General features: G+C 68.3%; 24 protein-coding genes, 4 tRNA genes and 1 pseudogene. 28 read left to right on the plus strand and 1 reads right to left on the minus strand.

The features are described from left to right. Nucleotides 1-187: 187 nt before the first annotated feature. The 7 genes from VGB75_07300 to VGB75_07330 all read left to right on the plus strand — a co-directional run bounded on the left by VGB75_07300 (nt 188) and on the right by VGB75_07330 (nt 2464). Nucleotides 188-269: transfer RNA gene (locus VGB75_07300), tRNA-Tyr, on the plus strand. A gap of 342 nt (nt 270-611) precedes the next feature. After that, a tRNA-Thr gene (locus VGB75_07305) sits at nt 612-684 on the plus strand. 121 nt (nt 685-805) lie between these two features. Then, nucleotides 806-879, plus strand: a tRNA-Met gene (locus VGB75_07310). Nucleotides 880-919: 40 nt separating this feature from the next. Continuing rightward, nucleotides 920-1084: a 50S ribosomal protein L33 gene (rpmG, locus tag VGB75_07315; protein ID HEY0166834.1), complete on the plus strand. Its 165-nt coding sequence runs from the start codon at nt 920-922 to the stop codon at nt 1082-1084. Nucleotides 1085-1260: 176 nt separating this feature from the next. Then, nucleotides 1261-1716, plus strand: coding sequence for a MaoC family dehydratase N-terminal domain-containing protein (locus VGB75_07320; GenBank protein ID HEY0166835.1), 456 nt, complete (start codon nt 1261-1263; stop codon nt 1714-1716). Continuing rightward, the gene (locus VGB75_07325) at nt 1713-2138 is read left to right on the plus strand and encodes a MaoC/PaaZ C-terminal domain-containing protein (protein HEY0166836.1); all 426 of its coding nucleotides are present in this window, start codon (nt 1713-1715) and stop codon (nt 2136-2138) included. Before VGB75_07320 ends, VGB75_07325 begins: the two co-directional genes overlap by 4 nt. After that, complete coding sequence (locus tag VGB75_07330; GenBank protein HEY0166837.1) at nt 2138-2464, plus strand: GNAT family N-acetyltransferase; 327 nt, start codon at nt 2138-2140, stop codon at nt 2462-2464. The genes VGB75_07325 and VGB75_07330 overlap by 1 nt, the downstream gene beginning before the upstream one ends. 61 nt (nt 2465-2525) lie before the next feature. Here the strand turns inward: VGB75_07330 and VGB75_07335 are convergent, their stop codons facing one another. Further along, nucleotides 2526-3725, minus strand: a complete 1200-nt coding sequence (locus VGB75_07335; protein ID HEY0166838.1) for a pyridoxal phosphate-dependent aminotransferase — start codon at nt 3723-3725, stop codon at nt 2526-2528. 243 nt (nt 3726-3968) lie between these two features. Here VGB75_07335 and VGB75_07340 point away from each other — a divergent pair. The 21 genes and pseudogenes from VGB75_07340 to VGB75_07440 all read left to right on the plus strand — a co-directional run bounded on the left by VGB75_07340 (nt 3969) and on the right by VGB75_07440 (nt 24657). Next, nucleotides 3969-4041 (plus strand) — tRNA-Trp (locus VGB75_07340). Nucleotides 4042-4105: 64 nt separating this feature from the next. Next, complete coding sequence (gene secE / locus VGB75_07345; GenBank protein HEY0166839.1) at nt 4106-4384, plus strand: preprotein translocase subunit SecE; 279 nt, start codon at nt 4106-4108, stop codon at nt 4382-4384. Nucleotides 4385-4793: 409 nt separating this feature from the next. Next, complete coding sequence (nusG, locus tag VGB75_07350) at nt 4794-5381, plus strand: transcription termination/antitermination protein NusG (GenBank protein HEY0166840.1); 588 nt, start codon at nt 4794-4796, stop codon at nt 5379-5381. A 48-nt stretch (nt 5382-5429) separates the two neighbouring features. Beyond that, nucleotides 5430-5864 carry a 50S ribosomal protein L11 gene (gene rplK, locus VGB75_07355; protein ID HEY0166841.1) on the plus strand — a complete coding sequence of 145 codons (435 nt, stop codon included), beginning with the start codon at nt 5430-5432 and terminating at the stop codon, nt 5862-5864. 181 nt (nt 5865-6045) lie between these two features. Further along, entirely contained in the window at nt 6046-6765 is a 720-nt protein-coding gene (gene rplA, locus VGB75_07360) for a 50S ribosomal protein L1 (protein HEY0166842.1), read from the plus strand. Nucleotides 6766-7248: 483 nt separating this feature from the next. Beyond that, nucleotides 7249-7839, plus strand: a complete 591-nt coding sequence (locus tag VGB75_07365; protein HEY0166843.1) for a sigma-70 family RNA polymerase sigma factor — start codon at nt 7249-7251, stop codon at nt 7837-7839. Next, nucleotides 7836-8342 (plus strand): hypothetical protein, encoded by a 507-nt coding sequence (locus tag VGB75_07370; GenBank protein HEY0166844.1) that lies wholly within the window; start codon nt 7836-7838, stop codon nt 8340-8342. Before VGB75_07365 ends, VGB75_07370 begins: the two co-directional genes overlap by 4 nt. A 45-nt stretch (nt 8343-8387) precedes the next feature. Further along, nucleotides 8388-10046 (plus strand): S8/S53 family peptidase, encoded by a 1659-nt coding sequence (locus tag VGB75_07375; protein HEY0166845.1) that lies wholly within the window; start codon nt 8388-8390, stop codon nt 10044-10046. A 72-nt stretch (nt 10047-10118) separates the two neighbouring features. Then, nucleotides 10119-12659: a CHAT domain-containing tetratricopeptide repeat protein gene (locus tag VGB75_07380; protein ID HEY0166846.1), complete on the plus strand. Its 2541-nt coding sequence runs from the start codon at nt 10119-10121 to the stop codon at nt 12657-12659. A gap of 256 nt (nt 12660-12915) precedes the next feature. Further along, a pseudogene (gene rplJ, locus VGB75_07385) lies at nt 12916-13410 on the plus strand (50S ribosomal protein L10). A gap of 213 nt (nt 13411-13623) precedes the next feature. Then, nucleotides 13624-14010: a 50S ribosomal protein L7/L12 gene (gene rplL / locus VGB75_07390; GenBank protein ID HEY0166847.1), complete on the plus strand. Its 387-nt coding sequence runs from the start codon at nt 13624-13626 to the stop codon at nt 14008-14010. Nucleotides 14011-14305: 295 nt separating this feature from the next. After that, the gene (locus tag VGB75_07395) at nt 14306-15346 is read left to right on the plus strand and encodes an ATP-binding cassette domain-containing protein (protein ID HEY0166848.1); all 1041 of its coding nucleotides are present in this window, start codon (nt 14306-14308) and stop codon (nt 15344-15346) included. Then, nucleotides 15343-16119 (plus strand): ABC transporter permease, encoded by a 777-nt coding sequence (locus VGB75_07400; protein ID HEY0166849.1) that lies wholly within the window; start codon nt 15343-15345, stop codon nt 16117-16119. The genes VGB75_07395 and VGB75_07400 overlap by 4 nt, the downstream gene beginning before the upstream one ends. A gap of 4 nt (nt 16120-16123) precedes the next feature. Further along, nucleotides 16124-16963 (plus strand): ABC transporter permease, encoded by an 840-nt coding sequence (locus VGB75_07405; GenBank protein HEY0166850.1) that lies wholly within the window; start codon nt 16124-16126, stop codon nt 16961-16963. 4 nt (nt 16964-16967) lie between these two features. After that, a complete protein-coding gene (locus tag VGB75_07410) occupies nt 16968-18287 on the plus strand; it encodes an MCE family protein (protein ID HEY0166851.1) in 1320 nt (439 codons plus the stop codon). 79 nt (nt 18288-18366) lie between these two features. Continuing rightward, on the plus strand, nt 18367-19431 hold the full coding sequence (locus VGB75_07415; GenBank protein HEY0166852.1) for an MlaD family protein: 1065 nt from the start codon (nt 18367-18369) through the stop codon (nt 19429-19431). Next, nucleotides 19431-20465: an MCE family protein gene (locus VGB75_07420; protein HEY0166853.1), complete on the plus strand. Its 1035-nt coding sequence runs from the start codon at nt 19431-19433 to the stop codon at nt 20463-20465. The genes VGB75_07415 and VGB75_07420 overlap by 1 nt, the downstream gene beginning before the upstream one ends. Next, entirely contained in the window at nt 20465-21649 is a 1185-nt protein-coding gene (locus VGB75_07425; GenBank protein ID HEY0166854.1) for an MCE family protein, read from the plus strand. The genes VGB75_07420 and VGB75_07425 overlap by 1 nt, the downstream gene beginning before the upstream one ends. Next, nucleotides 21646-22821: an MCE family protein gene (locus VGB75_07430; GenBank protein HEY0166855.1), complete on the plus strand. Its 1176-nt coding sequence runs from the start codon at nt 21646-21648 to the stop codon at nt 22819-22821. The genes VGB75_07425 and VGB75_07430 overlap by 4 nt, the downstream gene beginning before the upstream one ends. 5 nt (nt 22822-22826) lie before the next feature. Further along, the gene (locus VGB75_07435; GenBank protein HEY0166856.1) at nt 22827-24107 is read left to right on the plus strand and encodes an MlaD family protein; all 1281 of its coding nucleotides are present in this window, start codon (nt 22827-22829) and stop codon (nt 24105-24107) included. 28 nt (nt 24108-24135) lie between these two features. Next, entirely contained in the window at nt 24136-24657 is a 522-nt protein-coding gene (locus tag VGB75_07440) for a hypothetical protein (protein HEY0166857.1), read from the plus strand. Nucleotides 24658-24879 lie beyond the last annotated feature (222 nt).

A 24879-nucleotide genomic window follows, 5' to 3' on the forward strand; every position in this document is an offset into this window, starting at 1 on the left:
GAGGGAAGTGCCGGCCGGGTTCGCCACGGTGACTCCCCTCCGGGACGCGGGCTGCCGCTGGCGCTCCCAGCCGGGGCTGAAGCCCGGTGATGACCTCGTGTACGCTCGTTTGCGCCCACACCGGTTGGCGTGCGGCAGCAGGGATGCGCAGGTCCTGGCGCAGTAGTTGATACGGTGTGTCGTCCAAGGCGGTTTGCCCGAGTGGCCAAAGGGAGCAGACTGTAAATCTGCCGGCTCAGCCTACGTTGGTTCGAACCCAACAGCCGCCACAGAACGGACCTCTCGGCTTGATGCCGAGGGGTCCTTTCTCTTGCCCGCTCGTCCGCCTGAGCAGGCGGCAGGAACCCCGGACGCGCGGCGTGATGGACGCTTCGGCTGGCCCCCCGACCAGATTGTCTACGGATTCGTAGCTAGGGGTTGTCAACTGACTACTTAGGGTTCATACTTATTACGCCCTGGTGGTCGTTCCCCCGTGCGATCACCAGGGCTTTTCCATGCCCGCCTGCGGCGGGTCCGCCCAATTTAGAGAACGGCATCGAGGTCGGGTAGAGTTCACCCGGCGTTGAAAGCAGCCTGGTCAGCACGCGGCCAAGCTGTCTGAACGCCAGCTGGCCCCCTTAGCTCAGTCGGCAGAGCGTCTCCATGGTAAGGAGAAGGTCTACGGTTCGATTCCGTAAGGGGGCTCTGGTTCGCCGGAGCACTCGCTGACGATGGTCCGGCAGTTCCACGCCAGCCGTCGCCGGCGCATCCAACAGGCATATTCTCGTGCCCAGCGCGGTTGCACCGAGGCGTCTGGGCCGAACAAGGCGGGGTAGCTCAGCCTGGTAGAGCAAGCGGCTCATAATCGCTGTGTCGCCGGTTCAAGTCCGGCCCTCGCTACCGAACAGATCGCACGACCTTCTACTGAAAGGCACGAGAAGTGGCAGCCACTGACGTCCGACCGAAGATCACCTTGGCGTGCCAGGAGTGCAAGCATCGCAACTACATCACCAAGAAGAACCGCCGTAACGACCCCGACCGGCTGGATCTGAAGAAGTTCTGCCCGAACTGCGGAAAGCACACCGACCACCGCGAAACCCGCTAGAGACTTGACCGCGTGACTGGCGCCGCCCCGACAGGGACGGCGCCAGTCGCCGTTTGTCGCTCCTGGCCTGGCCGCGTGATGGGCCGGCGGTCGCCGCCCCAGGCCGGCGATCAGGGCCGGCACTCGGGCGAGGCGGCTTTCAGCCCCACGACACCGGGTGAGATAGCGTGCGGGGTATGCCGCTGGATCAGTCATTCGAAGGGCGGGTATACCCGCCCACCCGGCCCTATGAGGTCGCCCGCGAGAAGATCCGTGAGTTCGCCGACGCGATCGGGGACGACAACCCGGTCTACCGCGATCAGGCGGCGGCGAAGGCCTGTGGATACTCCGACGTCATCGCTCCGCCGACCTTTCCCATCCTCATGTCGATGCGGGCGGCCTCGCAGGTGATCGCCGACCCGGAGTTCGGGCTCGACTACTCCAAAGTGGTGCACGGCGAGCAGCGGTTCAGCTACTCGCGGCCGGTCCAGGCCGGCGATGTGCTGCAGGTGACCGTCCGGGTGGAGTCGGTCCGGGTGGCGGCCGGCAACGACCTGATCACCACTCGGGGTGACATCACCACGCTGGACGGCGAGCTGGTGGTCACCGCCTACTCGACTTTGGTGGCCCGCGGCACGGCGGTGCAGGAATGAGCGTCCGCTTCGCCGACGTGACAGTCGGCGCCAGGCTGCCCGAGCAGACCTTCTCCATCGAGCGGGCGACGCTCATCCGCTACGCGGGCGCCTCCGGGGACTTCAACCCGATCCATTGGAACCAGGAGACCGCGGTCGCGGTGGGACTGCCCGATGTGATCGCGCACGGCATGCTGACCATGGCGACCGCGATCCGAGTGGTGACCGACTGGCTCGGCGACCCCGGCGCGGTGCTGGACTACAAGGTCCGCTTCAGCCACCCGGTGGTGGTGGCCGCGGATGCGCCCACGCAGCTGGCGGTCAGCGCCGTGGTTCGCTCGATGGACTCCTCGGACCAGACCGCCGAGATTCAATTGACCGCTTCGGTGCCTGGTCAGACTGTCCTGACCAAGGCCCGGGTGCGAGTCAGGCTGGAGGCCTGATGACAGCACGGGAAGGTGAGGGTGTGACCCCTCACGGCGGTGACGAGGTCACCGTGAGCAGGAACGACGACGCCCAACGCTATGAGATCCGGCTCGAGGGACGTCGGGTGGGGCTGGCCGACTTCTTCCGCCGCGCCGACGTGGTGGTCATCCCGCACACCGAGACCTCGCCGGAGTTCGGCGGGCGCGGCCTGGCCAGCAAGCTCGTGCGGTACTGCCTGGACGACATCCGGGCTCAGGGCCTGCGGGTCGAGCCGGCCTGCCCGTTCGTCGCTGCCTACATCCGCAAGCACCCGGAGTACGCCGACCTGCTCGACCGGTCCTGACCCGGCTGGCAGCCCGCTCGGCTGTCAGCCACCCAGCCGGCCGAGTTCAGCCACCCGGCCGTCAGCTGTCAGCCACCAGCTTCTGGATCCGTCCGATGCCTTCGGCCAGGTCCGCGTCGCCCAGGGCATAGGACAACCGCAGGTAGCCCGGGGTGCCGAACGCCTCGCCCGGCACCACCGCCACCTCCACCTCGTCGAGGATCAGGTCGGCCAGCTCGGCCGAGGTGGTCGCCGTCCTGCCCCGCAGCCGGCGGCCTAGCAAGCCTTTGACCTGAGGGTAGGCGTAGAAAGCGCCCCCGGGAGTGGGGCAGATGACCCCGTCGATCGAGGAGAGCAGATCGACCATCAATCGCCGGCGCCGGTCGAAGGCGGTTCGCATCTGGGCCACCGCCGACAGGTCACCGCTGACCGCGGCCAGGGCCGCCACCTGGGCGACGTTGGACACGTTCGAGGTGGCGTGTGACTGCAGGTTCGAGGCGGCCTTGACCACGTCAGGCGCCCCGATCAGCCAGCCGACCCGCCAGCCGGTCATCGCGTAAGTCTTGGCCACGCCATTGAGCACCACCACCCGATCGGCCAGGGCGGGAGTGGCCGTGGCGATCGAGACATTGCGGTGCTCGCCGTAGACCAGGTGCTCATAGATCTCGTCGGTCACCACCCACAGGCCGTGCTCGGCTGCCCAGGCGCCGACCGCCGCGACCTGCTCACCCGGGTAGACCGCGCCGGAGGGGTTGGAGGGCGAGACGAACAGCAGCACCTTGGTGCGCTCGGTGCGGGCCGCCTCCAGCTGGTCGACGGTCGCCAGGTACCCGGTGGTCTCGTCGGTCTGGACCTCGACCGGCGTCCCGCCGGCCAGCTTGATGGCTTCGGGATAGGTCGTCCAGTAGGGCGCGATCAGCAGGACCTCGTCACCCGGGTCCAGCAGCGTGGCAAAGGCGTTGTACACCGCTTGCTTGCCGCCGTTGGTGATCAGGACCTGGGAGGCCTCGACGGCGTAACCGGAGTCGCGCAGGGTCTTGGCCGCTACCGCCGATCGCAGTTCGGGCAGCCCGGCGACGGGGGTGTACCGGTGGTAACGCGACTCCTTGGCCGCCTCACGGGCTGCCTGCACGATGTAGTCGGGAGTGGCGAAGTCCGGCTCTCCGGCGCCGAAGCCGATCACCGGATGACCGGCGGCCTTCAGCGCCTTGGCCTTAGCGTCGACGGCCAGGGTGGCAGACTCGGCGATGGCCGAGATTCGATCTGAGATGCGGATACCCATACTGTCATCGTCGCAGATACCGGCAGCTGCCGGCGTCGGCACGGGTCCTGGCCGGCCGTCCGTGGCAGCCCGCTCGGGAGGCGGCTTTTGGCCGCAGCGTCGGGACCCTTTACACTGGCTTTCCGGGTCCATGTCGGACCGTGCGTAAGCGTGCGCGCATCCTGTCGCTTCGGCGGCGGTCGTGCTGGTTTCCACGGCGTGAGATGGGTTCACTTTGGCAGGGCAGCCTGGCTGGCCGGTCAAAGGGGCGTGGCTCAATTGGTAGAGCACCGGTCTCCAAAACCGGCGGTTGCAGGTTCGAGTCCTGCCGCCCCTGCGCGTCAGCGTCGCACCGTATTCACCTCAGGTGAGCACGAGGCGGCGCCCGAGAGGAGAAACCGGTGACTGAGACACAGGCCGCACCCGCCCCGTCGTCGCGCCCCGATTCGGGCTCAGGCCGGGGGCTAGGCATCCTGTGGCGGTGGCTTCCGGCGCTGATCCGGGCGTTGCAACGGCGCACCCGCGAGACCGTGTCCGAGATGCGCAAGGTGCTCTGGCCCTCCCGCAAGGAGATGATCACCTACACCATCGTGGTGATGATCTTCGTGGTGGTCCTGGTGACCATTGTGGCGCTGCTCGACTTCGGGCTGACCAAGGCAGTGCTGGCGATATTCGGCTAGCTGCACCGGGACGCCCGTTGGCCGGCACTCCTGGCCACGGCGGCGCATCTGAACGACAACCCGCACTAAGCGATAGCAAGGAAGAGAGCCTGTGACCGAGTTCCACAACAACGCCGGGGACGACGCGGCGGCTGACGGCAACACCTCCGAGCAGAACGCCGCTCCGGACGCCGAGGTCGCCCTGCCCGTCCTCGACGTCGAGGACCAGGTCTACGGGATCAGCGCCGAGGACAAGTACAACGAGGCGGCCGAAGACCGCGCCGACGAGGCTTGGGCCAAGGCGGCCGCCGAGTTGGACGCAGGCTCTGAGCCCGACGCGGGCTCTGAGCAGCCCAGCGGCGCCGACGAGGCCGTCGAGGAGGCCGGTGAGCCGGCTGCCCTGGACCCGGTCGAGGAGTTGCGCGCCCAACTGCGCCGCGCGCCGGGTGACTGGTTCGTCGTGCACTCCTACGCCGGCTATGAGAACAAGGTGAAGACCAACCTGGAAAGCCGGATCTCCTCCCTGGACATGGAGGACTACATCTACCAGGTGGAGGTCCCCACCGAGGAAGTCGTCGAGATCAAGAACGGCAAGCGCCAGCAGGTCAACCGCAAGGTCTTCCCCGGTTACATCCTGGTGCGGATGGACCTCACCGACGACTCGTGGGGCGCGGTGCGCAACACCCCCGGGGTGACCGGCTTCGTCGGCGCCACGTCCAAGCCGTCGCCGCTGTCGATGGACGAGGTCATCAAGATCCTCGCTCCCACCGTGCAGAAGTCCGGCGCCGCGGGCAAGTCCGGCTCGACCGGCGCCGTGGACGGCTCCGGCTCGGCTCCGACCGAGGTGGTCGACTTCGAGATCGGCGAGTCGGTGACCGTCATGGACGGGCCTTTCGCCACCCTGCCGGCCACCATCAACGAGATCGACGCGCTGCACGCCAAGCTCAAGGTGCTGGTCTCGATCTTCGGCCGGGAGACTCCGGTCGAGCTTTCCTTCAGCCAGGTCTCCAAGATCTAGCCACCGACCGACCCGCACATCCCGCCCCTCAGAAGAAGAGACGACGAAATGCCTCCCAAGAAGAAGAAGCTCACCGCGGTCATCAAGCTGCAGATCAAGGCCGGCATGGCCAACCCGGCGCCGCCGGTGGGTCCCGCGCTGGGCCAGCACGGTGTGAACATCATGGAGTTCTGCAAGGCCTACAACGCCGCGACCGAAGCCCAGCGCGGCCAGGTCGTGCCCGTCGAGATCTCGGTCTATGAGGACCGCTCGTTCACCTTCGTCACCAAGACCCCGCCGGCCGCCCGGCTGCTGCTGGCGGCTGCCGGTGTCGAGAAGGGCTCGGGCGAGCCGCACAAGACCAAGGTCGCCAAGGTCAGCATGGCGCAGGTCCGCGAGATCGCTCAGACCAAGATGGAAGACCTCAACGCCAACGACCTCGATCAGGCGTCCAAGATCATCGCGGGCACCGCCCGGTCGATGGGCATCACCGTCTCGGACTAGCGTCGCCGCTGCTTTCCTGGCGTCACCGCTTTCCTGACGACACCGCTTTCCTAAAACATCGCTTTCCTGGAAACACCCGCTTCACTGGAAGACCCCGTTTCACAGCGACACCGCCTCACCAAGTGGGAGGGCGCCGACCGCCGGCGTCCGTCAGACCACGCGAATGCAAGGAGTGACTTCAATGGCAAAGCGCAGCAAGGCATATCAAGAGGCCGCCAAGCTGGTCGACACCAGCAAGATCTACAGCCCGCTGGAGGCGGCCAAGGTCGCCATCCAGAGTTCGCCGGCCAAGTTCGACGCGACCGTCGAGGTGGCGATGCGGCTGGGAGTCGACCCTCGCAAGGCCGACCAGATGGTGCGTGGCACCGTGAGCCTGCCGCACGGCACCGGCAAGACCGCCCGGGTCATCGTGTTCGCCACCGGCGCTCAGGCCGAAGCCGCTCGGGCCGCCGGAGCCGACAAGGTCGGCAGTGAGGACCTGATCCAGGAGATCACCGACGGCTACCTCGACTTCGACGCCGCGATCGCCACTCCGGACCAGATGGCCAAGGTCGGCCGGATCGCTCGGATCCTCGGCCCGCGTGGTCTGATGCCCAACCCGAAGACCGGCACGGTCACCCCCGACGTCGCCAAGGCCGTCGCTGACATCAAGGGCGGCAAGATCACATTCCGGGTGGACAAGCAGTCCAACCTGCACCTGATCATCGGCAAGGCGTCCTTCTCGGCCGACCAGCTGGTGGAGAACTACGGCGCCGCGCTGGATGAGGTGCTGCGTGCCAAGCCCGCCTCGGCCAAGGGCAAGTACCTGAAGAAGGTGGTGTTCTCGACCACCATGGGCCCCGGCATCCCCGTGGACACGCTGCGCACGCGCAACCTGCTGGAAGAGACCCAGCAGGCCTGATCTGACAGGGCAGTGCCCTCCGAGCGGTGCGAGACCGCCGCGAACAGCAAGGCTCACGCCTGAGAAAAGGGGCGGGCGCGATGCCCGCCCCTTTTGCTTGCCCGGGGCGCCCCCGGTTCGCCGGCCTGGCCGCGCACCAGACCCCCCGCTGCTGGGTCACGACCACGGCCGCTGTGAGGAACTTGCTGGCGCGAGCCGGCTCGAATGGGTGCTCATCCGAGCCGGCCGTACCGCGGTGATCCTCACCTAGGCAGAGGCCACAGCACCGCCGTTGATACCTCGTTTCAGACATGGATCGTTTCCAGTCATAGATCGCCGCGCGGCGATCTATGACTGGCGGTGGTGACACATCATCGCCATGTATCAGCGAGCTGCCGGCTACCTCCTTGTCATGCGGTGAAAAGGTCCTAGGCTCTGATCTGAGGCGAAACCGCGGTGGCAAGCAACGCGACGGCGGGAGTGCGAACGACGGATGTGGCAGCGATGATCAATGCCGAAGCTGAACAGGAAACACTGGCCAGTCGCGCGGGGGAGGTGTTCCAGCGCTTCCGCGAAGGTCACTCCGAGGCCATGGGTGAGCTGGTGGCGATGCTCACCCCGATCCTGTGGCACACCGTGCGCGCCCAACGCCTGGACAGGGAGTCCACCGAGGACGTGCTGCAGACCACCTGGCTGGCGTTGGTCCGCAGCACCGAGTCGATCTCAGACCCGCGGGCGGTGTTGCAATGGCTGATCGTCGCGGCCCGCCGGGAGGCCTGGCGGGTGATGAAGGCGCAGGCGCGGCAGTTGCCCTACGAGATCGATGAGGACGCCCTTCAGACGCCTGACTCCGACCTGCCCGAAAGCGTCGTTCTGCGCGGCGTCTCGCAGAAGGTGCTCTGGTCTCATGTGTCCGCGCTGTCGGAACGATGCCGGACGCTGCTGCGGGTGATCGCCTTCGCCGACCGCCCTGATTACCCGGAACTGGCCCGTTCGCTGGGCATGCCCATCGGAAGTATCGGCCCGACCCGTGGCCGATGCCTTGCGAAGCTGCGCGCTTCACTGTCCGCCGACGCTCGTTGGGAGCTGCGATGAACACCTCCGAGATTCCTGACGAGCGGCTGGCCGGAGCTCCGCTCGACGCCTCGGACGCGATCGTCCTGTCCATGATCGCTGAGCTGTACGACCTGGTCGACCCGGTTCCCTCGGACTTGGTGGACCGGCTCCAGTTCAGCATCACCTTGGACGCGCTCAACGCCGAGCTTGCCGAGCTGCAGCAGCTGCCCGAGCCTGCGCTGGCCTTCCGCGGCGAGCAGGCCAGTGTCGTCAACACTTTGACTTTCACCAGCGAGAGCCTGACGACCATGGTCGCGCTCAGCCCGGACGGCCCGGACCGGGTGCGGATCGACGGCTGGATCGCTCCCGGCGCCGAGGCCGTCGTCGAACTGCACCAGGGCGCGCTGACCCGTCGGGTCTCGGCCGACGCCGACGGCAGGTTCGTCTTCGAGGACGTCGCGCACGGCCTGACCCGGTTCGTGGTGAGCGCCGCCGACCCGGGCGCCCACCCCCCGGTCATGACGCCCGCCGTCGAGATCTGACAAGGCAACCAAGGCCTTCGGGCTCAAGCAACCGTCGAGGATCACATGAGCTCAACCCAGCCCCCTGACGACCTCGGCGCGGCGCGGCCACCACGGCGGCGGCGTGAACCCAGCCTCAACCCGCCGCCAGAAGTGCTCAACAAGCATGGCGGCCGGTTGCTCGACCCCTCCAGCGCCGTTCGGCTGCCGGGTCAGCCGGCGATCCGTCCGACCGTCTATGTCGGCTGGCGGCTGCTGGTCCGTTCGGTCAAGCTCGATGACGAGGTGCTGCCCGCCCTCAACCAGGCCGCCTCCGAGTCGAACCTGCGGTTGGTCTTCGACCAGGCCGACGCCAAGCTGCTCGGGCTCGCTCGGCAGGCCGGCCTTGAAGACCTGGCGCTGCGGGTGCTGGCCACCCGGGTTCGGCTTGAGCCGGCCAGCGACAAGCCGGCCGCGCCGCCGGACGCCTGGCAGGTGCTGCAGAGCTTCCGTTCCATCGTCGGGTCGGACAACCCGGCGGCCTCCCAGGTCAGCCTGGATCACCTGCTCACCGCGACCGACGGGATGCAGCACTCCGCCGGTGTCTCCGGCGCCCCGCACATGGGCGGCGCCCCATACATGGGTGGCGGGGGTGCGGACGGAGTGCCCTACATGGGCGGCGGCAGCGTCGGCGTCAGCTCGCAGTACGGCATCCCCGGACACGGCGGCCGGGCCCCGGTCACCTGGATGGGAGCGCCGCCCACCCGGGTCTCCCACGATGACAAGCCCTGTCGGCGGCCGGTCGTGGCGGTGCTGGACACCGGCGTCGGCAAGCACCCCTGGTTGCCGGCCTCGATCGTCAAACGCCACCCCCACATCGGAAGCCTGCCGATCGGCCACACCGACCCGGCGACCGACCCAGAGGTCAGCGGGTACTTGGACAACCCGCTGGAGGGCACCCTGGACCCGGACGCCGGCCACGGCACCTTCATCGCCGGACTGATACGGCAGATCTGCCCCGATGCCAACATCCTCGCGATCCGGGTGATGTACGGCGACGGCGCGGTGCCCGAAGGCGACCTGCTGGAGGCGTTGAACCGGCTGTTGCTGCGTCAGGCGCTGGCCCAGGCGCTGAACAAGCCCAGTTGGCTGGTCGACGTCATCTCGCTGTCTCTGGGCTATTACCACGAGCTGCCCGCCGACTTCGCCTATGACCAGCTGCTGCTCGAGACGCTTCGCGCGCTCGGCGAGCTCGGCGTCGCGATCGTCGCGGCGGCCGGTAACGACGCGACCGCCAGGCACTTCTATCCCGCCGGATTCGCGCCGCACGTGGGCGGTCAATGGAACGCCGTCGAGCCCAACGTGCTGCCGGTGATCAGCGTCGGCGCGCTCAATCCGGACCTGCGATCGGTCGCGCTGTTCAGCAACGCCGGTGACTGGGTGTGCTGTCACCGTCAGGGCGCGGCCCTGGTGAGCACCATGCCGACCACCTTCAACGGCTCCCTGCAGCCGGTCGCCGCCGTTCACCCCCACGGCAGCGGACTGCGCTCCACCATCGACCCGGACAACTTCTACGGCGGCTTCTCCACCTGGAGCGGCACGTCGTTCGCGGCGCCGATCCTGGCCGCAGAGCTGGCCAAGGTCCTGTGGGAGTCCAAGAGCCTGGACACCTCTGACGCCGCCACGATGCTGGACCGGGGCTGGAGCGCGCTGGAACTGCTGACCGACGTCCGGCGCCCCGCGTGAGCCCGCAGAGCCATCCAGCGCCTGCACGCTGATTCGCGGCCCAGCCGCGCGCTGAGTGGGTAGGGTCACGGAATGATCCGCATTGACAGCGCGGGTCTGGCCGAAGCTAGACGGCTGCACGCGCTGGGCGTCGAGCACAACAACGCCGGCCATCCGCTGCGTGCCGCCAAACTGTTCCGGCGGGCCCTGTCGCTGCCGGCCCTGGGCGAGCACGCCAGCGGCCAGGCTCGGCTGATGGCAGCTCGCATCTGGATCAGCTTGGCCATGAGCGAGTCCGAGCTCAACGGCGCCGAGCGCGGGCTGGCCGCGCTGGCCGAGGCTGAGCGCCTGGTCGAGCTGAGCGAGCATCCGGAACTGAGCGCCCTGCTGCACCTGCAGAACGGCTACATCCACGTCCGGGCCGGGCATTTCGAGGCCGGTCTGGAGCACCTGAACTCCGCGGTCGCCCTGATCGATCACGCCGAGCCGGCGCATGCCAGCAACATCCTGCTCAACCGGGGCAGCCTGCACCTGTATCGCGGTCAGTTGACCGCGGCCAGGCAGGATCTCAGCCAGTCAGCGGAGCTCGCCGCCGCGCACGGCCTGCGGGTGGAGGAGTTCAAGGCCCGGCACAATCTGGGCTATCTGGAGTTCCTGGCCGGCAACCTGGCGATGGCCCTGAGATCCATGGACGACGCGCAGGCCATCGACGCCAAGGTGTCCCTCGCGGTCGCGCTGCTGGACCGGGCCCGGGTGCTGCTGGAGGCCGGCCTGCACCGGGAGTCCGATGACTCGCTGATCGAGGCGGCCGCGCTGTTCCGGGCCGAGCGGCTGCACAAGGAGCTGGCCGAGGTGGAACTGGCCCGGGCCGAGTGCGCCTTGCTGGACGGTGAGACCGCGGCGGCGCGCAGGCTGGCGGCCACTGCCCGCAACCGGTTCCGCCGACGCTCCAATGACCGGTGGCGCCGCGACGCCGAGCTGGTGCTGCTGCACGCCGACCTGGCAGCCGGCCGCCCTGGCAGCCGGTTGGCCGGACCGGCGCTTCGGCTGGCGTCGGAATTCCGCACGGCGGGCCTGGACACCCAGGCCAGGACCAGCCAGTTGATCGCCGCCGAGGCGCTGCTTCGCGCCGGGCAGACGGAGCAGGCCCGCACGGTGGCCGCTGAGGCCGGGCCGATCCGGACCGCTGACCCGGTCTCGGCCCGGCTGCAGACCCGGCTGGTGCGAGCCCGGTTGTCCATCGCAGGCCAGGACGTCACCAGCGCCCGACGTGAGATCCGCACCGGTCTGACCGAGCTTGCCAACCACCAAGCCCAGTTCGGCTGCATCGACCTGCAGACTGCCAGCGCTGTGCACGGCCGTCAGCTCGCCGAGCTGGGCCTGGCCATGGCGCTGGCCGAGGGTAAGCCGGCCGGCGTGCTGGCCGCGATCGAGCGCGGGCGGGCGACCTCGAGCAGGCTGCCGGGAGTCAGCGCGCCCACGGACCCGGTGGCGGCCGAACTGCTGGCTGAGCTGCGGCGCGCGGTCGAGGGGCTGCGCTTGATCCAGTCCGACGCCGCGGCCGCCGAGAAGGCCACCGCGCAGCGACGCCGGATCGCCGAGCTGCAGCGGGACCTGCGGGCTCGCTCCTGGCAGACAGCGGGCACCGGAAGCGCTCCAAGGCCGGCCTCCTTGGCTCAGATAGAGGCGGAGCTGAGCCGTGCCGAGACGGCGCTGGTGTGCTACTTCGACGTCGGCGGCCGGTTGCACGCGGTCGTGCTCGCCCACGGCCGGTCCCGGATCGTGCCCCTCGGCGACAGCGTGACGGTGTCGGAGACGGTCCGCCGGGTTAGGGCCGACCTTGACGTGCTGGCCCAGTCCAACCTGCCGCAGGCGCTGCTCGCCGCGGTCTGCGCGACCTTGAACCGGTCGCTGTCCAGGCTTGCGGAGCTGTTGCTTGCCCCGCTGGCGCTGCCTGAGGACCGGGTGGTGATCGTGCCGACCGGGATCCTGGCCGCGTTGCCGTGGACCAACCTGGCGCCGATGAGAGGCCGCCCGGTGGTGGTGGCGCCCTCGGCGACGGCCTGGTTGGCAGCCAACCGGCCGGCCGGGCGGGGCAACGGGCCGGTGGTGGGGGTGGCCGGGCCGGACCTGACCCACTCCGAGAAGGAGGTCCTCGCGATCGGCAGGGCCTGGCCGGGGGCGCGGGTGCTGACCGGCGCCCAAGGCGGTCGTGCCGAGCTGGTGTCCGCGCTGGCCTCGGCCACCGTGGTGCACGTGGCCGCGCACGGTCAGCACAATGCCGAGAACCCGCTGTTCTCCCTGATCCGGCTGATCGACGGCCCGCTGTTCGCCTACGAGCTCGACCTCACCAGCCGGGCCGCCGAGCATGTGGTGCTGTCGGCCTGCGAGCTCGGCCAGGCGACCATCCGGACCGGTGACGAGGCCCTCGGGCTCACCAGCGTGCTGCTGCGGCTGGGCACCCGGTCGGTGATCTCGGGAGTCGCCCGGGTGCCTGACGACGTCGCGGCCGAGGTGATGACCGATTACCACGTGGCGCTGTCCGGCGGCCTGGACTCTGCGTCGGCGCTGGCCCAGGCCTGCGCCGCGTCCAGCACGCCCGCGCCGTTCGTCTGCTTCGGCTCGAGCTGGTGATCGGCTCGGCAACTGGATTTGGACGGGAGTCCCCAGGCACGTAGCATCGACCTCGAACCACCCGAAGACCGCTGGTTGTCGCGTGCGCACATGCGACCGAACAGCTCCGAAGCGCCGGAGCGACCCGCGCAGGATGGCCCGGTAGCGAGACTCCTCATTCGCCCCGTGCGCCCTGCGCCGGGGCGTTTCTGTGTTCCGAGGTTGATCGGCCGCCCACCGCTGGCGAGCCGGCGCAGACGTGCAAGAGAGGAGGGACATGCCGAACAAAGAGAAGCTCGGTGCGGTCGCCGAGATCGTCGACCAGTTCAACGCATCCTCGGCGACGGTGATCACCGAGTACCGCGGGTTGACCGTCAAGCAGGTGACGCAGCTTCGCCAAGCGTTGGGCGGGGACACCACCTACACCGTGGTCAAGAACACCCTCACCCGACGGGCCGCCGCCCAAGCCGGCGTCAGCATCGACGACAGCCTGCTGGTGGGGCCGACCGCGATCGCGTTCGTCAAGGGCGACCCGGTCGCGGCCGCCAAGGGTTTGCGTGATTTCGCCAAGGCCAACCCGCTGCTGGTCATCAAGGGCGGCGTGGTCGAGGGCAAGTCGATCAGCGCCGCCGAGGTCAACCAGATCGCTGATCTGGAGTCCCGTGAGGTGTTGCTGGCCCAGATCGCCGGTGTCCTCAAGGCACTGCCGAGCCGCGCCGCGGGCCTGTTCCAGGCGCCGCTGTCGCAGGTCGCCAGGCTGGCCAAGGCACTGGAGGACAAGACTCCGGGTGAGGCCGCCGCACCGGCGTCCGAGACCGCGGTCGAATCCTCCGACGCAGCCGAGGCGCCCGCCGACGCAGCCGAGGCTTCTGCCGACGCTGCCGAGGCTTCTGCCCCGCAGACAGCAACCGACACTCCCGCCGAGCCGGCGGAGCAGTAACCAACCCATCTGCCGGCTTTCCCGGCGATACAGAAAGGACACATCATGGCCAAGCTCAGCACTGACGAGCTCATCGACGCGTTCAAGGAGCTCACCCTTCTCGAGCTGTCGGCATTCGTGAAGCAGTTCGAGGAGACCTTCGACGTCACCGCCGCCGCTCCGGTCGCGGTCGCCGCTGCCGGTCCGGCCGGTGGCGCGCCTGCCGAGGCCGAGGCAGAGCAGGATGAGTTCGACGTCATCCTCGAAGCTGCCGGTGACAAGAAGATCCAGGTCATCAAGGAGGTGCGCACCCTCACCAGCCTCGGCCTCAAGGAGGCCAAGGACCTGGTGGACGGCGCTCCCAAGGCGGTCCTGGAGAAGGTCAACAAGGAGGCGGCGGAGAAGGCCCGCGCAGCCCTGGAAGGCGCCGGCGCCTCGGTGACCGTCAAGTAGTTCCAGCACACCTGAGTTCCGACGGTGGGGGCGGTCCGCGAAAGCGGGCCGCCCCCACCGCCGTTCCGGCGAGCGGGTGCCCCCCTGCTCACCGCACCGATTCACCAGCTTTTACCGTTTCCCACTCCCTGAACCCCTCACCCATGGCTACTCTTTGCCAGGATTCGCACACGCTGGCGTCATAGGCGGTAACCGATGGCCGGCTAGGTCGTTGTTAGGCCCAGATGCTGCTTTGAAGTCTGTGGATCAGCGCGCCTTTTCTCGGATTGAGTCCGCGGGCGAGAAAGGAGCCGGGGTGGGAGTCGAGGTTGCCGTCGAGGGCTTGACCAAGTCCTTCGGCAAGCAGGTCATCTGGGGTGATGTCACGCTCACCCTGCCCCCGGGCGAGATCAGCGTCATGCTCGGCCCGTCCGGCACCGGCAAGTCGGTCTTTCTCAAGACGCTGGTGGGCCTTCTCAAGCCTGACCGCGGCTCGATCATGATCAAAGACGTCAACCTGGCCAAGTGCAGCGAGCACCAGCTCTATGAGACCCGCAAGCTGTTCGGCGTGCTGTTTCAGGACGGCGCCCTGTTCGGCTCGATGAACCTGTACGACAACATCGCCTTCCCGCTGCGCGAGCACACCCGTAAGAGCGAGACCGAGATTCGCAAGATCGTCTCGGAGAAGCTTGAGATGGTGGGGCTGACCGGCACCGACAAGAAGCTGCCCGGTGAGATCTCCGGCGGCATGCGCAAGCGCGCCGGCCTGGCCAGGGCCCTGGTGCTGGACCCCGAGATCATCCTGTTCGACGAGCCCGACTCGGGTCTGGACCCGGTGCGGGTGGCCTACCTGAACCAGCTGATCGTCGACCTGAACGCCCAGACCGACTCGACCTTCCTCATCGTCACCCACGACATCGGCACCGCTCGGACGGTGCCGGATAACCTGGGCCTGTTGTTCCGCCGAGAGCTGGTCATGTTCGGCCCGCGAGAGGTGTTGCTGACCTCTGAGGAGGCAGTGGTCGATCAGTTCCTCAACGGCCGCCGGGAGGGCCCGATCGGCATGTCCGAGGAGAAGGACGCCGGGCAGGTCGCGGCGGAGCTGGCCGCTATGACCGACAACGACCGCGCGCCGCGGGCGCCGGGGACTGGGCCGAAGGGCGCCACTGGAAGCGGTGTGCCGCCACAACTGCTGCCCTCGCCCGGGCTGCCCGAACGCAAGGCGGCGGGCCGGCGGCAGGAGCGGGTGATGCAGATGCTGCACACCCTGCCCGAGAAGGCGCAGGAGGCGGTCAAGCGAGCCCTGGACGACGAGCACCGGTCACGGTTGCCCGCCTATGAGCCGGTGGCCGAATGACCTCGCTGTCACCGTCGGCCGGCATCGGCCACGCCGGTCGGCTGTTCGCGCTGTTCCTCGATGTCGTCCGGTTGACCTTCAAGCGCCCGTTCCAGGGTCGGGAGTTCATCCAGCAGGCATGGTTCATCGCCAGCGTGACGATCCTGCCGACAGCGCTGGTCGCCATTCCGTTCGGCGCCGTCATCGCCCTGCAACTGGGCACCCTGACCCGGCAGCTGGGCGCCCAGTCCTTCACCGGCGCAGCCTCGGTGCTGGCCGTCATCCGAGAGGCCAGCCCGATCGTCTGCGCGCTGCTGATCGCCGGCGCCGGCGGCTCGGCGATCTGCGCGGACCTGGGCAGCCGCAAGATCCGCGACGAGATCGATGCCATGGAGGTGCTCGGCATCTCCCCGGTTCAGCGGCTGGTGGTGCCGCGGGTGCTGGCCTGCATGCTGGTGGCCGCCGCGCTCAACGGCCTGGTCAGCGTGGTCGGGGTGGCCGGCGGCTATTTCTTCAACGTGGTGCTCCAGGGCGGCACCCCAGGCGCCTATCTGGCCAGCTTCTCAGCGCTGGCCCAGTTGCCGGACCTGTACGCCGGGGAGTTGAAAGCGATCGTCTTCGGACTGATCGCCGCGGTGGTCGCCTCCTACAAGGGCCTCAACGCAGGCGGCGGACCCAAGGGCGTGGGCGATGCGGTGAACCAGTCCGTCGTCATCACCTTTCTTCTGCTGTTCTTCGTCAACTTCGTGATGACGGCCGTGTACTTCCAGGTCGTTCCGCCGAAGGGGTCCTGACTCGATGACCTCCTTGATGACCTCGGCCAGGCGAGCCGCGGGCCGGCCGGTCGGCGCCCTGGACGATCTCGGCGAGCAGTTGCTGTTCTATGTCAAGGCGCTGGCCTGGACGCCGCGGACCCTGCGGCGTTACAAGAAGGAAGTGCTGCGGCTGCTGGCCGAGGTCACCTTCGGAACGGGGGCGCTGGCGGTCATCGGCGGCACGGTCGGCGTGATCGCCTTCCTGTCCTTCTTCACCGGCACCGAGGTCGGCCTGCAGGGCTATGCCGCGCTCAACCAGCTCGGCGCCGCTCCCTTCACCGGGTTCATCTCGGCCTACTTCAACACCCGCGAGATCGCCCCGCTGGTCGCGGGCCTGGCGCTGTCGGCGACCGTGGGCTGCGGGTTCACCGCCCAGCTGGGCGCGATGCGCATCTCGGAGGAGATCGACGCGCTCGAGGTGATGGCGGTCCCGTCGCTGCCGTTCCTGGTGACCACCCGGCTGATCGCCGGCTTCGTCGCGGTGATCCCGCTGTACGTGATCGGCCTGCTGTGCTCCTACCTGTCGGCTCGGACGATCGCGACGATGTACTACGGCCAGTCCACCGGCACCTATGACCATTATTTCCGGTTGTTCCTCCCGCCCACCGACGTGCTCTGGTCCTTCTTCAAGGTGCTGGTGTTCGCGATCGTGATCGTGATGACGCACTGCTACTACGGCTACACCGCCAAGGGCGGCCCGGCCGGAGTCGGAGTCGCGGTCGGGCGGGCGGTCCGCACCGCCATCGTGTCCATCAACGTCATCGACTTCTTCCTGTCGCTGGCCATCTGGGGCACCACCACCACTGTCCGGATCGCGGGGTGATGGGGTGAGCGGCGTCAGCGTGGGCAAGAAGGTGAAGACCAGACTGGCTGGCCTGGTGTTCCTGGCAGTGCTGGCCGGGTTGCTGAGCCTGTCGATCGCGGCCTACCAGCAGGTGTTCACCAAGGTCACCCTGGTCACCCTCGACACCGACCACACCGGCGCGCAGTTGCAGCTGCAGTCCGATGTGAAGCTGCGGGGCATCCTGGTCGGCACCGTCCGGAAGATCTCGACCTACAACGTGCCCGCCGCCAACGGCCAGCAGCCCGAGACCCGGGCCCGGATCAAGCTGGCGCTGAACCCGTCGAAGGCCAAGCTGATCCCGGTCGGCGCGAGCGCCCTGCTGCTGCCCAAGACCCTGTTCGGCGAGCGGTACGTGGCACTGCAGGTGCCCACCGACCTGCCCGCGGCAAAGGCCCGTCCGGTCCGCTCCGGCGACACCCTCTCGGGCGGTCGCGACGCCATCGAGGTCGAGAAGGTGCTCACTGACCTCTATCCGGTGTTGCTGGCCCTGCACCCTGAAGACCTGAAGGCGACGCTGACCGCGCTGGCCACCGCGCTGCAAGGGCGTGGAAAGCAGCTCGGGGACAACCTGGCCTCGTTCAACCGCTACCTGCTGAAGTTCAACCCGAAGGTGCCGACGCTGGTCGATGACCTGGACAAGCTCGGCCAGGTGGCATCGCTCTACAACGACGCCGCGCCTGACCTGCTGGCCAGCCTGAGCAATCTGCAGACGACCTCGCGGACGATCAGCAGCCGACCGCAGGCGCTGGACCAACTGCTGACCGCGGCGACCTCGACGTCCAACGAGATCGACGCCTTCCTCAACGCCGACGGGGACTACCTGATCCAGCTGGCGGCGTCCTCGGCCAAGATCCTGGCAGTGCTGGCCCGCTTCTCACCCGAGTACCCGTGCCTGGCTCAAGGCCTGGCAGAGCTGGAACCCCGGCTGGAGGACACCTTCGGCGGCAAGCAGCCTGGCCTGCACATCACTTTGGAGTTCGTCAACGCCCGGGGCAAGTACGTGCCGGGCAACGAGCCCAGGCTGGTCAAGGGCCAGCCGCACTGCTACGGCCTGCCGAACCCGGCCCAGCCGTTCCCCGGCGTGCACTTTCCCGACGGCGCTCCGGGGTCGGGCCCCGCAGGGCCGTTGCCCAGCGCTGACCGGGCTGCCTACCACGGCAGCGGCGTCGGCTCGGCGGCGGAGACCAAGTTGATCTCAGCGCTGATCTCGGGCCACTACGGCGATGACCCGGCGAAGGTGCCGGCGCTGGCCAACCTGCTGGTCGGACCGCTGCTGCGCGGCAGCGAGGTGAAGCTGTCATGAGCGAGCCAGCATCGCAGGCGCCTTGGCGCCGAGGAGCGCAGCGAGCGGCCGATGAGCGCTCGCGCGAAGAGGTGTTGACATGAGGGGCCTGCTCTCGCCACTGGTCAAGCTGATCGCCTTTCTGATGGTGACGGCGATGGCGACCTATGTGCTGGCGGCGACCATCACCAACGCCGGCTACGGCAAGGCCCACAGCTATTACGGCTTGTTCACCGACGCGACCGGCCTGCTGGTCGGCGACGATGTCCGGGTGTCGGGGGTGCGGGTCGGCTCCATCCAGGGCATCAAGCTGGTCCGCCAGCCGAACGCCGCAGATTCCGCGACTGCTCCGTTCGTGGCCCAGGTCAAGTTCAACGTCTCGGTGGACCGTCCGCTGTCGAGCTGGGTGAGGGCCAAGCTGCGCTTTCGCAACCTGGTGGGTCAGCGTTACCTGGCCATCGAGCAGGGCAGCCGGATCCCCGGGGTAGCCGAGGCGACGCTCAAGCCGAAGGCCGTTATCCCGCTCAGCCAGACCCAGAACGCCCTGGACCTGAGCACCCTGTTCGCCGGCTTCAAGCCGCTCTTCAGCGGGCTGAACCCGGAGGAGATCAACAGCTTGTCGACGCAGATCATCCAGACGTTGCAGGGCGAGGCCGGCACGGTCGAGAACCTGATGCGCCAGACCGCCGAGCTGACGTCGGCGGTGGCTGACAAGGACAAGGTCATCGGCGACCTGGTGGACAACCTGTCCTCGGTGCTGGACACGCTCGGCCAGCGCGATCAGAAGCTGTCGGACCTGATCACGCAGTTGCAGCGGTGGGTCTCGGGCCTGGCTGAGGATCGCGCCGTCATCGGCGCCTCGATCACCGGAATCAACAACCTGACCTCGGCCACCGCAGGCCTGCTGGACAAGTCCCGGCCGCCGCTCAAGCAGGACATCGAGGACCTGACGGGGCTGGCCAAGACCATCAACGCCGGCGGCAGCACCGTCGACGGCGTGCTGCAACGGTTGCCCAACAAGGTGGCCACGCTGACCAGGACCGCCACCTACGGATCGTGGTTCAACTTCTACCTGTGTTCGATGGAGGGCACCGTGGTGTTGCCCGGCGGCATCGAGCTGACCCCGGGACTGCCCACGCCGTTCCCGCCGGCGAGGTGCTCCTGATGGCCAGGCTGTTGAAGTCCCAGAAGCTCAAGCGGGCGCCGCGTGGGCGCTCGTTCGCCTCTCGCAACCCGGTCACCATCGGCGCCATCGGCCTGGTGCTGATCGCGACGCTGCTGTGGGCGTCCTTCAACGCCGCCAAGCTGCCGCTCATCGGCGGTGGCACCCAGTACTCGGCCATCTTCTCCGAGGCCTCGGGCCTGGTGGCTGAGGACGAGGTCCGGATCGCCGGGGTCAAGGTCGGCACCGTCACCGGGGTGTCGCTGAACGGCCCGACGGCGCACAACGTCAAGGTGTCGTTCCGGGTCAAGAAGGCGTTCATCGGCGACCAGACCGAGGCGATCATCAAGATCAAGACGGTGCTCGGGCGCAAATACCTCGAACTGGACTCCCAGGGTGCGGGCAAGCAGAACCCGTCCGAGGAGATCCCGCTGGCCAGGACCCTGACGCCCTACGACATCTATCCGGCCTTCTCCGATCTCACCAAGACCGTCGGCGCGATCGACACCAAGGCTTTGGGCCGCTCGCTGGACACGATCGCCGAGACCTTCAAGAACACCCCGGCCTCGGTCCGGGCGACCCTGGACGGGCTGTCCCGGCTGTCGAACACCATCGCCTCGCGTGACCAGGCGCTGCGCACCCTGCTGGCCAGGGCCAACGCGGTGACCGGCGTGCTGGCCGATCGGGACGCCGAGATCGCCAAGCTGTTCACCGATGGAAACCTGCTGCTCACCGAGCTCAACGCCCGGCGAGAGGCGATCCGGACCCTGTTCCTGAACACCTCGGCGCTGTCGCTGCAGATCTCGGGCCTGGTCAGCGACAACACCAGGGCGCTCAAGCCGGCCCTTGATCAGCTGAGAGGGGTGTTGGACATCCTGGAGAAGAATCTCGACAACATCGACCGCAGCCTGGCCCTGCTCGGCCCGTTCTACCGGGTCTTCGCCAACACCTTGAGCAACGGACGGTGGTTTGACACCTACATCCAGAACCTGTCGGCGGCCGGCCTGCTCGGCACCATGACCGGGGTGGGTCAGTAATGCCCGCGCACGCGATGCCCAAGCGGGTGTCCCAGCTGGTCACGGCGGTCATCCTGGTCGCCGTGGTCGCCGGGCTGGTGTCAGTGCTGCGGCCAGACTCGACCAAGACGGTTCAGGTCCGCTTCGAGCGGGCCGTCGGCCTGTACGCCGGATCAGACGTCCGGCTGCACGGCATCAAGATCGGCTCCATCACCAAGGTCACGCCGGACGGCGACGGCGTGCTGGTCAAGATGAAGTACGACAAGGACATCAAGCTGCCGGCCTACTCCGACGACGCCAAGGTGGTGCGCGCGGCGATCATCCCGCCGTCGTTGGTGTCAGACCGCTACGTGCAGTTGGCCGATTTCGACTCGTGCGCCTCCGGCTGCCCGGTGCTGGCCGGTGGCGCCGCCATTCCGATGAGTCAGACCGCGGCTCCGGTCGAGCTCGATGACATCTACGCGGCCCTGGACAAGCTGAACGTGGCGCTCGGCCCCAAGGGCGCCAACTCGTCCTCGTCCGGCGGCAAGGGCCCGCTGTCGAACCTGATCGACGTAGGCGCGGCCAACCTGGACGGCAACGGGGCGGCACTGGGCAGCACCGTGCAGGACCTGTCCAAGGCGGTGCGGACGCTGTCGGAGGGCCGCGAAGACCTGTTCGGGACGGTCAAGAACCTGCAGGTCTTCACTGACGCGCTGGTCGCCAACGACGCGCAGGTGCGCAAGTTCAACACCCAACTGGACCAGGTGACCTCGTCGTTGGCGCAGGAGCGGGGCTCACTGGCGGCCGCGCTGAAGAACCTCAACGCGGCGCTACGCGACATCGCCGGCTTCCTCAAGACCCACGGTGACAGCCTCCACGCCGACATCGTCGGGATGAAGAAGGTCGTGGGCGTGCTGAACAAGCAGCGAGCCGCCCTGAACGAGGTGCTGGCCGTCGCTCCGGTGGCGTTGTCGAACCTCAACCACACCTACAACGCTGCGGCGGGGACGTTGGACACCCGTGACAACCTCGGCGGCACCCAGAACCCGCTCGACCCGGCCGTGATCTGCGCAGCGCTCAAGGCCACCAAGAACCTGCCGGCCACCGGGGTCATCGCCGACACGTGCACGGCCATCGCCAAGGTGATCGGCGGCCTGCCGATCCTCAACGGGACGCCCGGCGTCGGCGGCCTCATCGGCCTACCCCCCTTGGGCGGTTCATGATGGCGCGGCTGGTGATGACGCGGCTGGTGATGGCGCGGCTGAGGGCGGCGGTCATCCGCCGGGTCGGCCAGGCCGGCCGGCTGAGTCGGCCCATGGCAGCGGCGACGGTGGCCGCGCTGGCACTGTCGGGGTGCGGCTTCCACGGCCTGTACTCGGCCCCGCTGCCCGGCGGCGCCGACCTGGGCAGCCATCCGTACCGGGTCCTGATCGACTTCGACGACGTGCTCGACCTGGTTCCGCAGTCCTCGGTCAAGGTCAATGACGTGACTGTCGGCAAGGTCGAGTCGGTCACGCTGGTGGGCTGGCAGGCTCGGGCGCAGGTGGTGGTCAACGGCGATGTCACTCTGCCCGCCAACGCCCATGCCCAGGTCCGGCAGACCTCGCTGCTGGGCGAGAAGTTCGTGTCGCTGTCCTACCCGCCGGCCGGTGAGGTCAGCGACCCGGTGCCGCTGTCGCGCGCCCCGCACGCCGGCTACGCCTATCCGCACATCGGCATCGGCCGCACCGGCTCCACTCCCGAGCTCGAGGCGGTGCTGGGCGCGCTGTCGCTGCTGCTCAACGGCGGCGGCCTGGAGCAGATCAAGACCATCACCCACGAGCTGAACGAGGTCCTGTCCGGGCATACCGGTGACATCCGCAGCCTGCTGTCCCAGGCCAGCATCCTCACCACCGCCCTGAACACCCAGAAGGGGCGGATCCTGCGCGCCATCGACAACCTCGACGCGCTGGCCCGACGGCTGAACAACCAGAAGCAGGTGCTGGCCGGCGCCCTGGACACCATGCCGCAGGCGGTGAAGATCCTGGCGGATGAGAAGACCCAGTTCGTCACCCTGCTGCGCAGCCTGGACAAGCTCAGCACGGTCGCCGTCAAGGTGGTCAACGCCTCCCAGGACGACTTCGTCTCGGCGCTGACCAGCCTGAACCCGGTGATGACCCAGCTGACTCTGGCCGGGGAGGCGCTGCCGAAGTCCCTGGAACTGCTGGCGACCTACCCCTTCCCGCGGACCGCGGTCAACGGCGTCAAGGGCGACTACACCAACCTCTACCTGACCGCCGATTTGAACCTGTCCCACCTGCTGGACAACTTGCTCAAGCCGCCTCCGACGCCTCTGCCGGTGACCCAGCAAGCTCCGAGTCCGGCCGCCAGCGGGCTGACCGGGTTGGGTGGCTGAGGGCCATGATCAGGCGATCGACCAAGGTCCAGTTGCTGCTGTTCGTCGTGCTCTCGTTGCTCGGTGTGAGCTACGTCGGGTTCAACTACGTAGGCCTCGGCTCCACGCTGTTCGGCCCGAGCGGTTGCACGGTGAGCGCCGACTTCCCCGACTCCGGCGGCATCTTCACCGACGCCGAGGTCACCTACCGGGGCGTCACAGTCGGCCAGGTGGGCCAGCTGCACCTGCTGGACTACGCCGGGGCCGACGGACGCCAGATCCGTGGCGTGCGGGTGGACCTCAACCTCACCAGTTGCGCCAAGCCGGCGATCCCGGTGGACTCGCAGGCCTACGTCTCCAACCGCTCTGCGGTCGGCGAGCAGTACGTCAACATCGAACCTGCCGGAGTCGAGGGCCCCTACCTCACTGACGGGGCGGTGCTCAGCAAGGCCGGGCAGGTGCCGATCGCGACCCAGGTGCTGCTGCAGAACCTCGATGACCTGGTGTCCGACATCGACTCAGCCAAGTTGAACATCCTGATCACCGAGCTCGGCAAGGCCTTCGCAGGCCGCGGACCGGACCTGCAGGCGCTGCTGGACGCAGGAGACAAGTTGCTGGCCCGGGCCCAGCAGGCGCTGCCCGAGACGCTCAGGCTCATCGACAACGGGCAGACGACGCTGAAGACCCAGCTGGACTCCGGATCGGCCATCAAGGGCTGGGCGCACAACCTGAACCTGCTGACCGCGCAGCTCAAGGCCAGCGACGGCGACCTGAAGGCGCTGCTGACCGACGGGCCCGGCGAGCTGGACACCGTGCGCCAGTTTCTGGCCAGTAACCGTTCGGACCTGGATCTGCTGCTGGCCAACCTGACGTCGGTCAACCAGATCATGGTCTCGCACCTGAACGGCATCGAGTCGATCCTGGTGATCTACCCGGCAGCTGTGGCCGGTGGCTTCACCGTCACCCCGGGCGACGGCACCGCGCACTTCGGACTCGTGATGAATGTCGATGACCCGCCGTCCTGCCGAGCGGGCTACGAGGGCACCACTATCCGCAGGCCCAGCGAGACCGGGCCGAGCACCATCAACACCTCGGCGCGGTGCGCGATGCCGCGCGGCTCGGTGACCAGCGTGCGAGGCGCTCAGAACACGCCGGGCGGCGATCCGGTGACCACCGGTGGTGGGGGTACCGTCTACCCCCGGGTGTCCAACCAGCCCGCCACCGTCCAGCTCGGCGGCTCGATGGCCGCGGCGGGGCTGCTGGCCGACAATTCGTGGCTGCCGTTGCTCACCGGCGGCCTGCGCTGAGCCGGAGCACTGAATGAGGGAGTCGGCGATGACCCGACCGGCACGTGCTGGGCTGCCACGCGGCGTGCTGCCCGTCCTGGCTGCGCTGGTCGCCGCCCTGCTGGTGGTCACCGCCGTGCTGATCGGTCTGCGGCTGACGCACCGCAGCAGTGGCGCCAGTGGCCTCAGTCCGGCCGAGCAAGCAGCCGTCAACGCCGCTAAGCAGCAGACGATCAACCTGCAGACCTATCGCCGCAAGAGCTTCGACGCCGACTTCTCGGTGGCGCTGGCGGGCCTGACCCCGGCCAAGGCCACCCAGTGGCAGGCGAACAAGGCGACCCTGAAGAGCAGGCTCACCCAGCTCAAGCAGGACGCCGGCGCTTCGGTCTCGGGGGCCGGCCTGGTCAGCTTCGACGGCAAGTCGGCCGTGATCGTGGTCGCCTCCGACACCCTGCGGGTGGACGCGACCGGCAAGTCCAGCACCGCAGCCCAGAATCGATCGCAGGTGACCATGAGGCTGATCGAGGGCAAGTGGCTGATGGATGACCTGCAGTCGGTGTCGGTGTCATGACCCGGCGCTCCCCGCACGACCCGGCTGCCGAGGATCACCCGGGCGCCGCGGACCCGGCTGCCCACGACCCGGCTGCCGAGGATCACTCGGGCGCTGCCAGCTCCGCCGCCGGCGCGGCCGAGGGGTCCGCCGAGGGGTCCACCACCGCCCCTCGCCCCAGCCCCGGCCCTGCCGCCGGCGCCGAGCCGTCGAAGCCAGCAGCGCCGGCGTCGGCGCGTCGGA

This window comes from Jatrophihabitans sp. (genome assembly GCA_036399055.1).
Taxonomy (GTDB): domain Bacteria; phylum Actinomycetota; class Actinomycetes; order Mycobacteriales; family Jatrophihabitantaceae; genus Jatrophihabitans_A.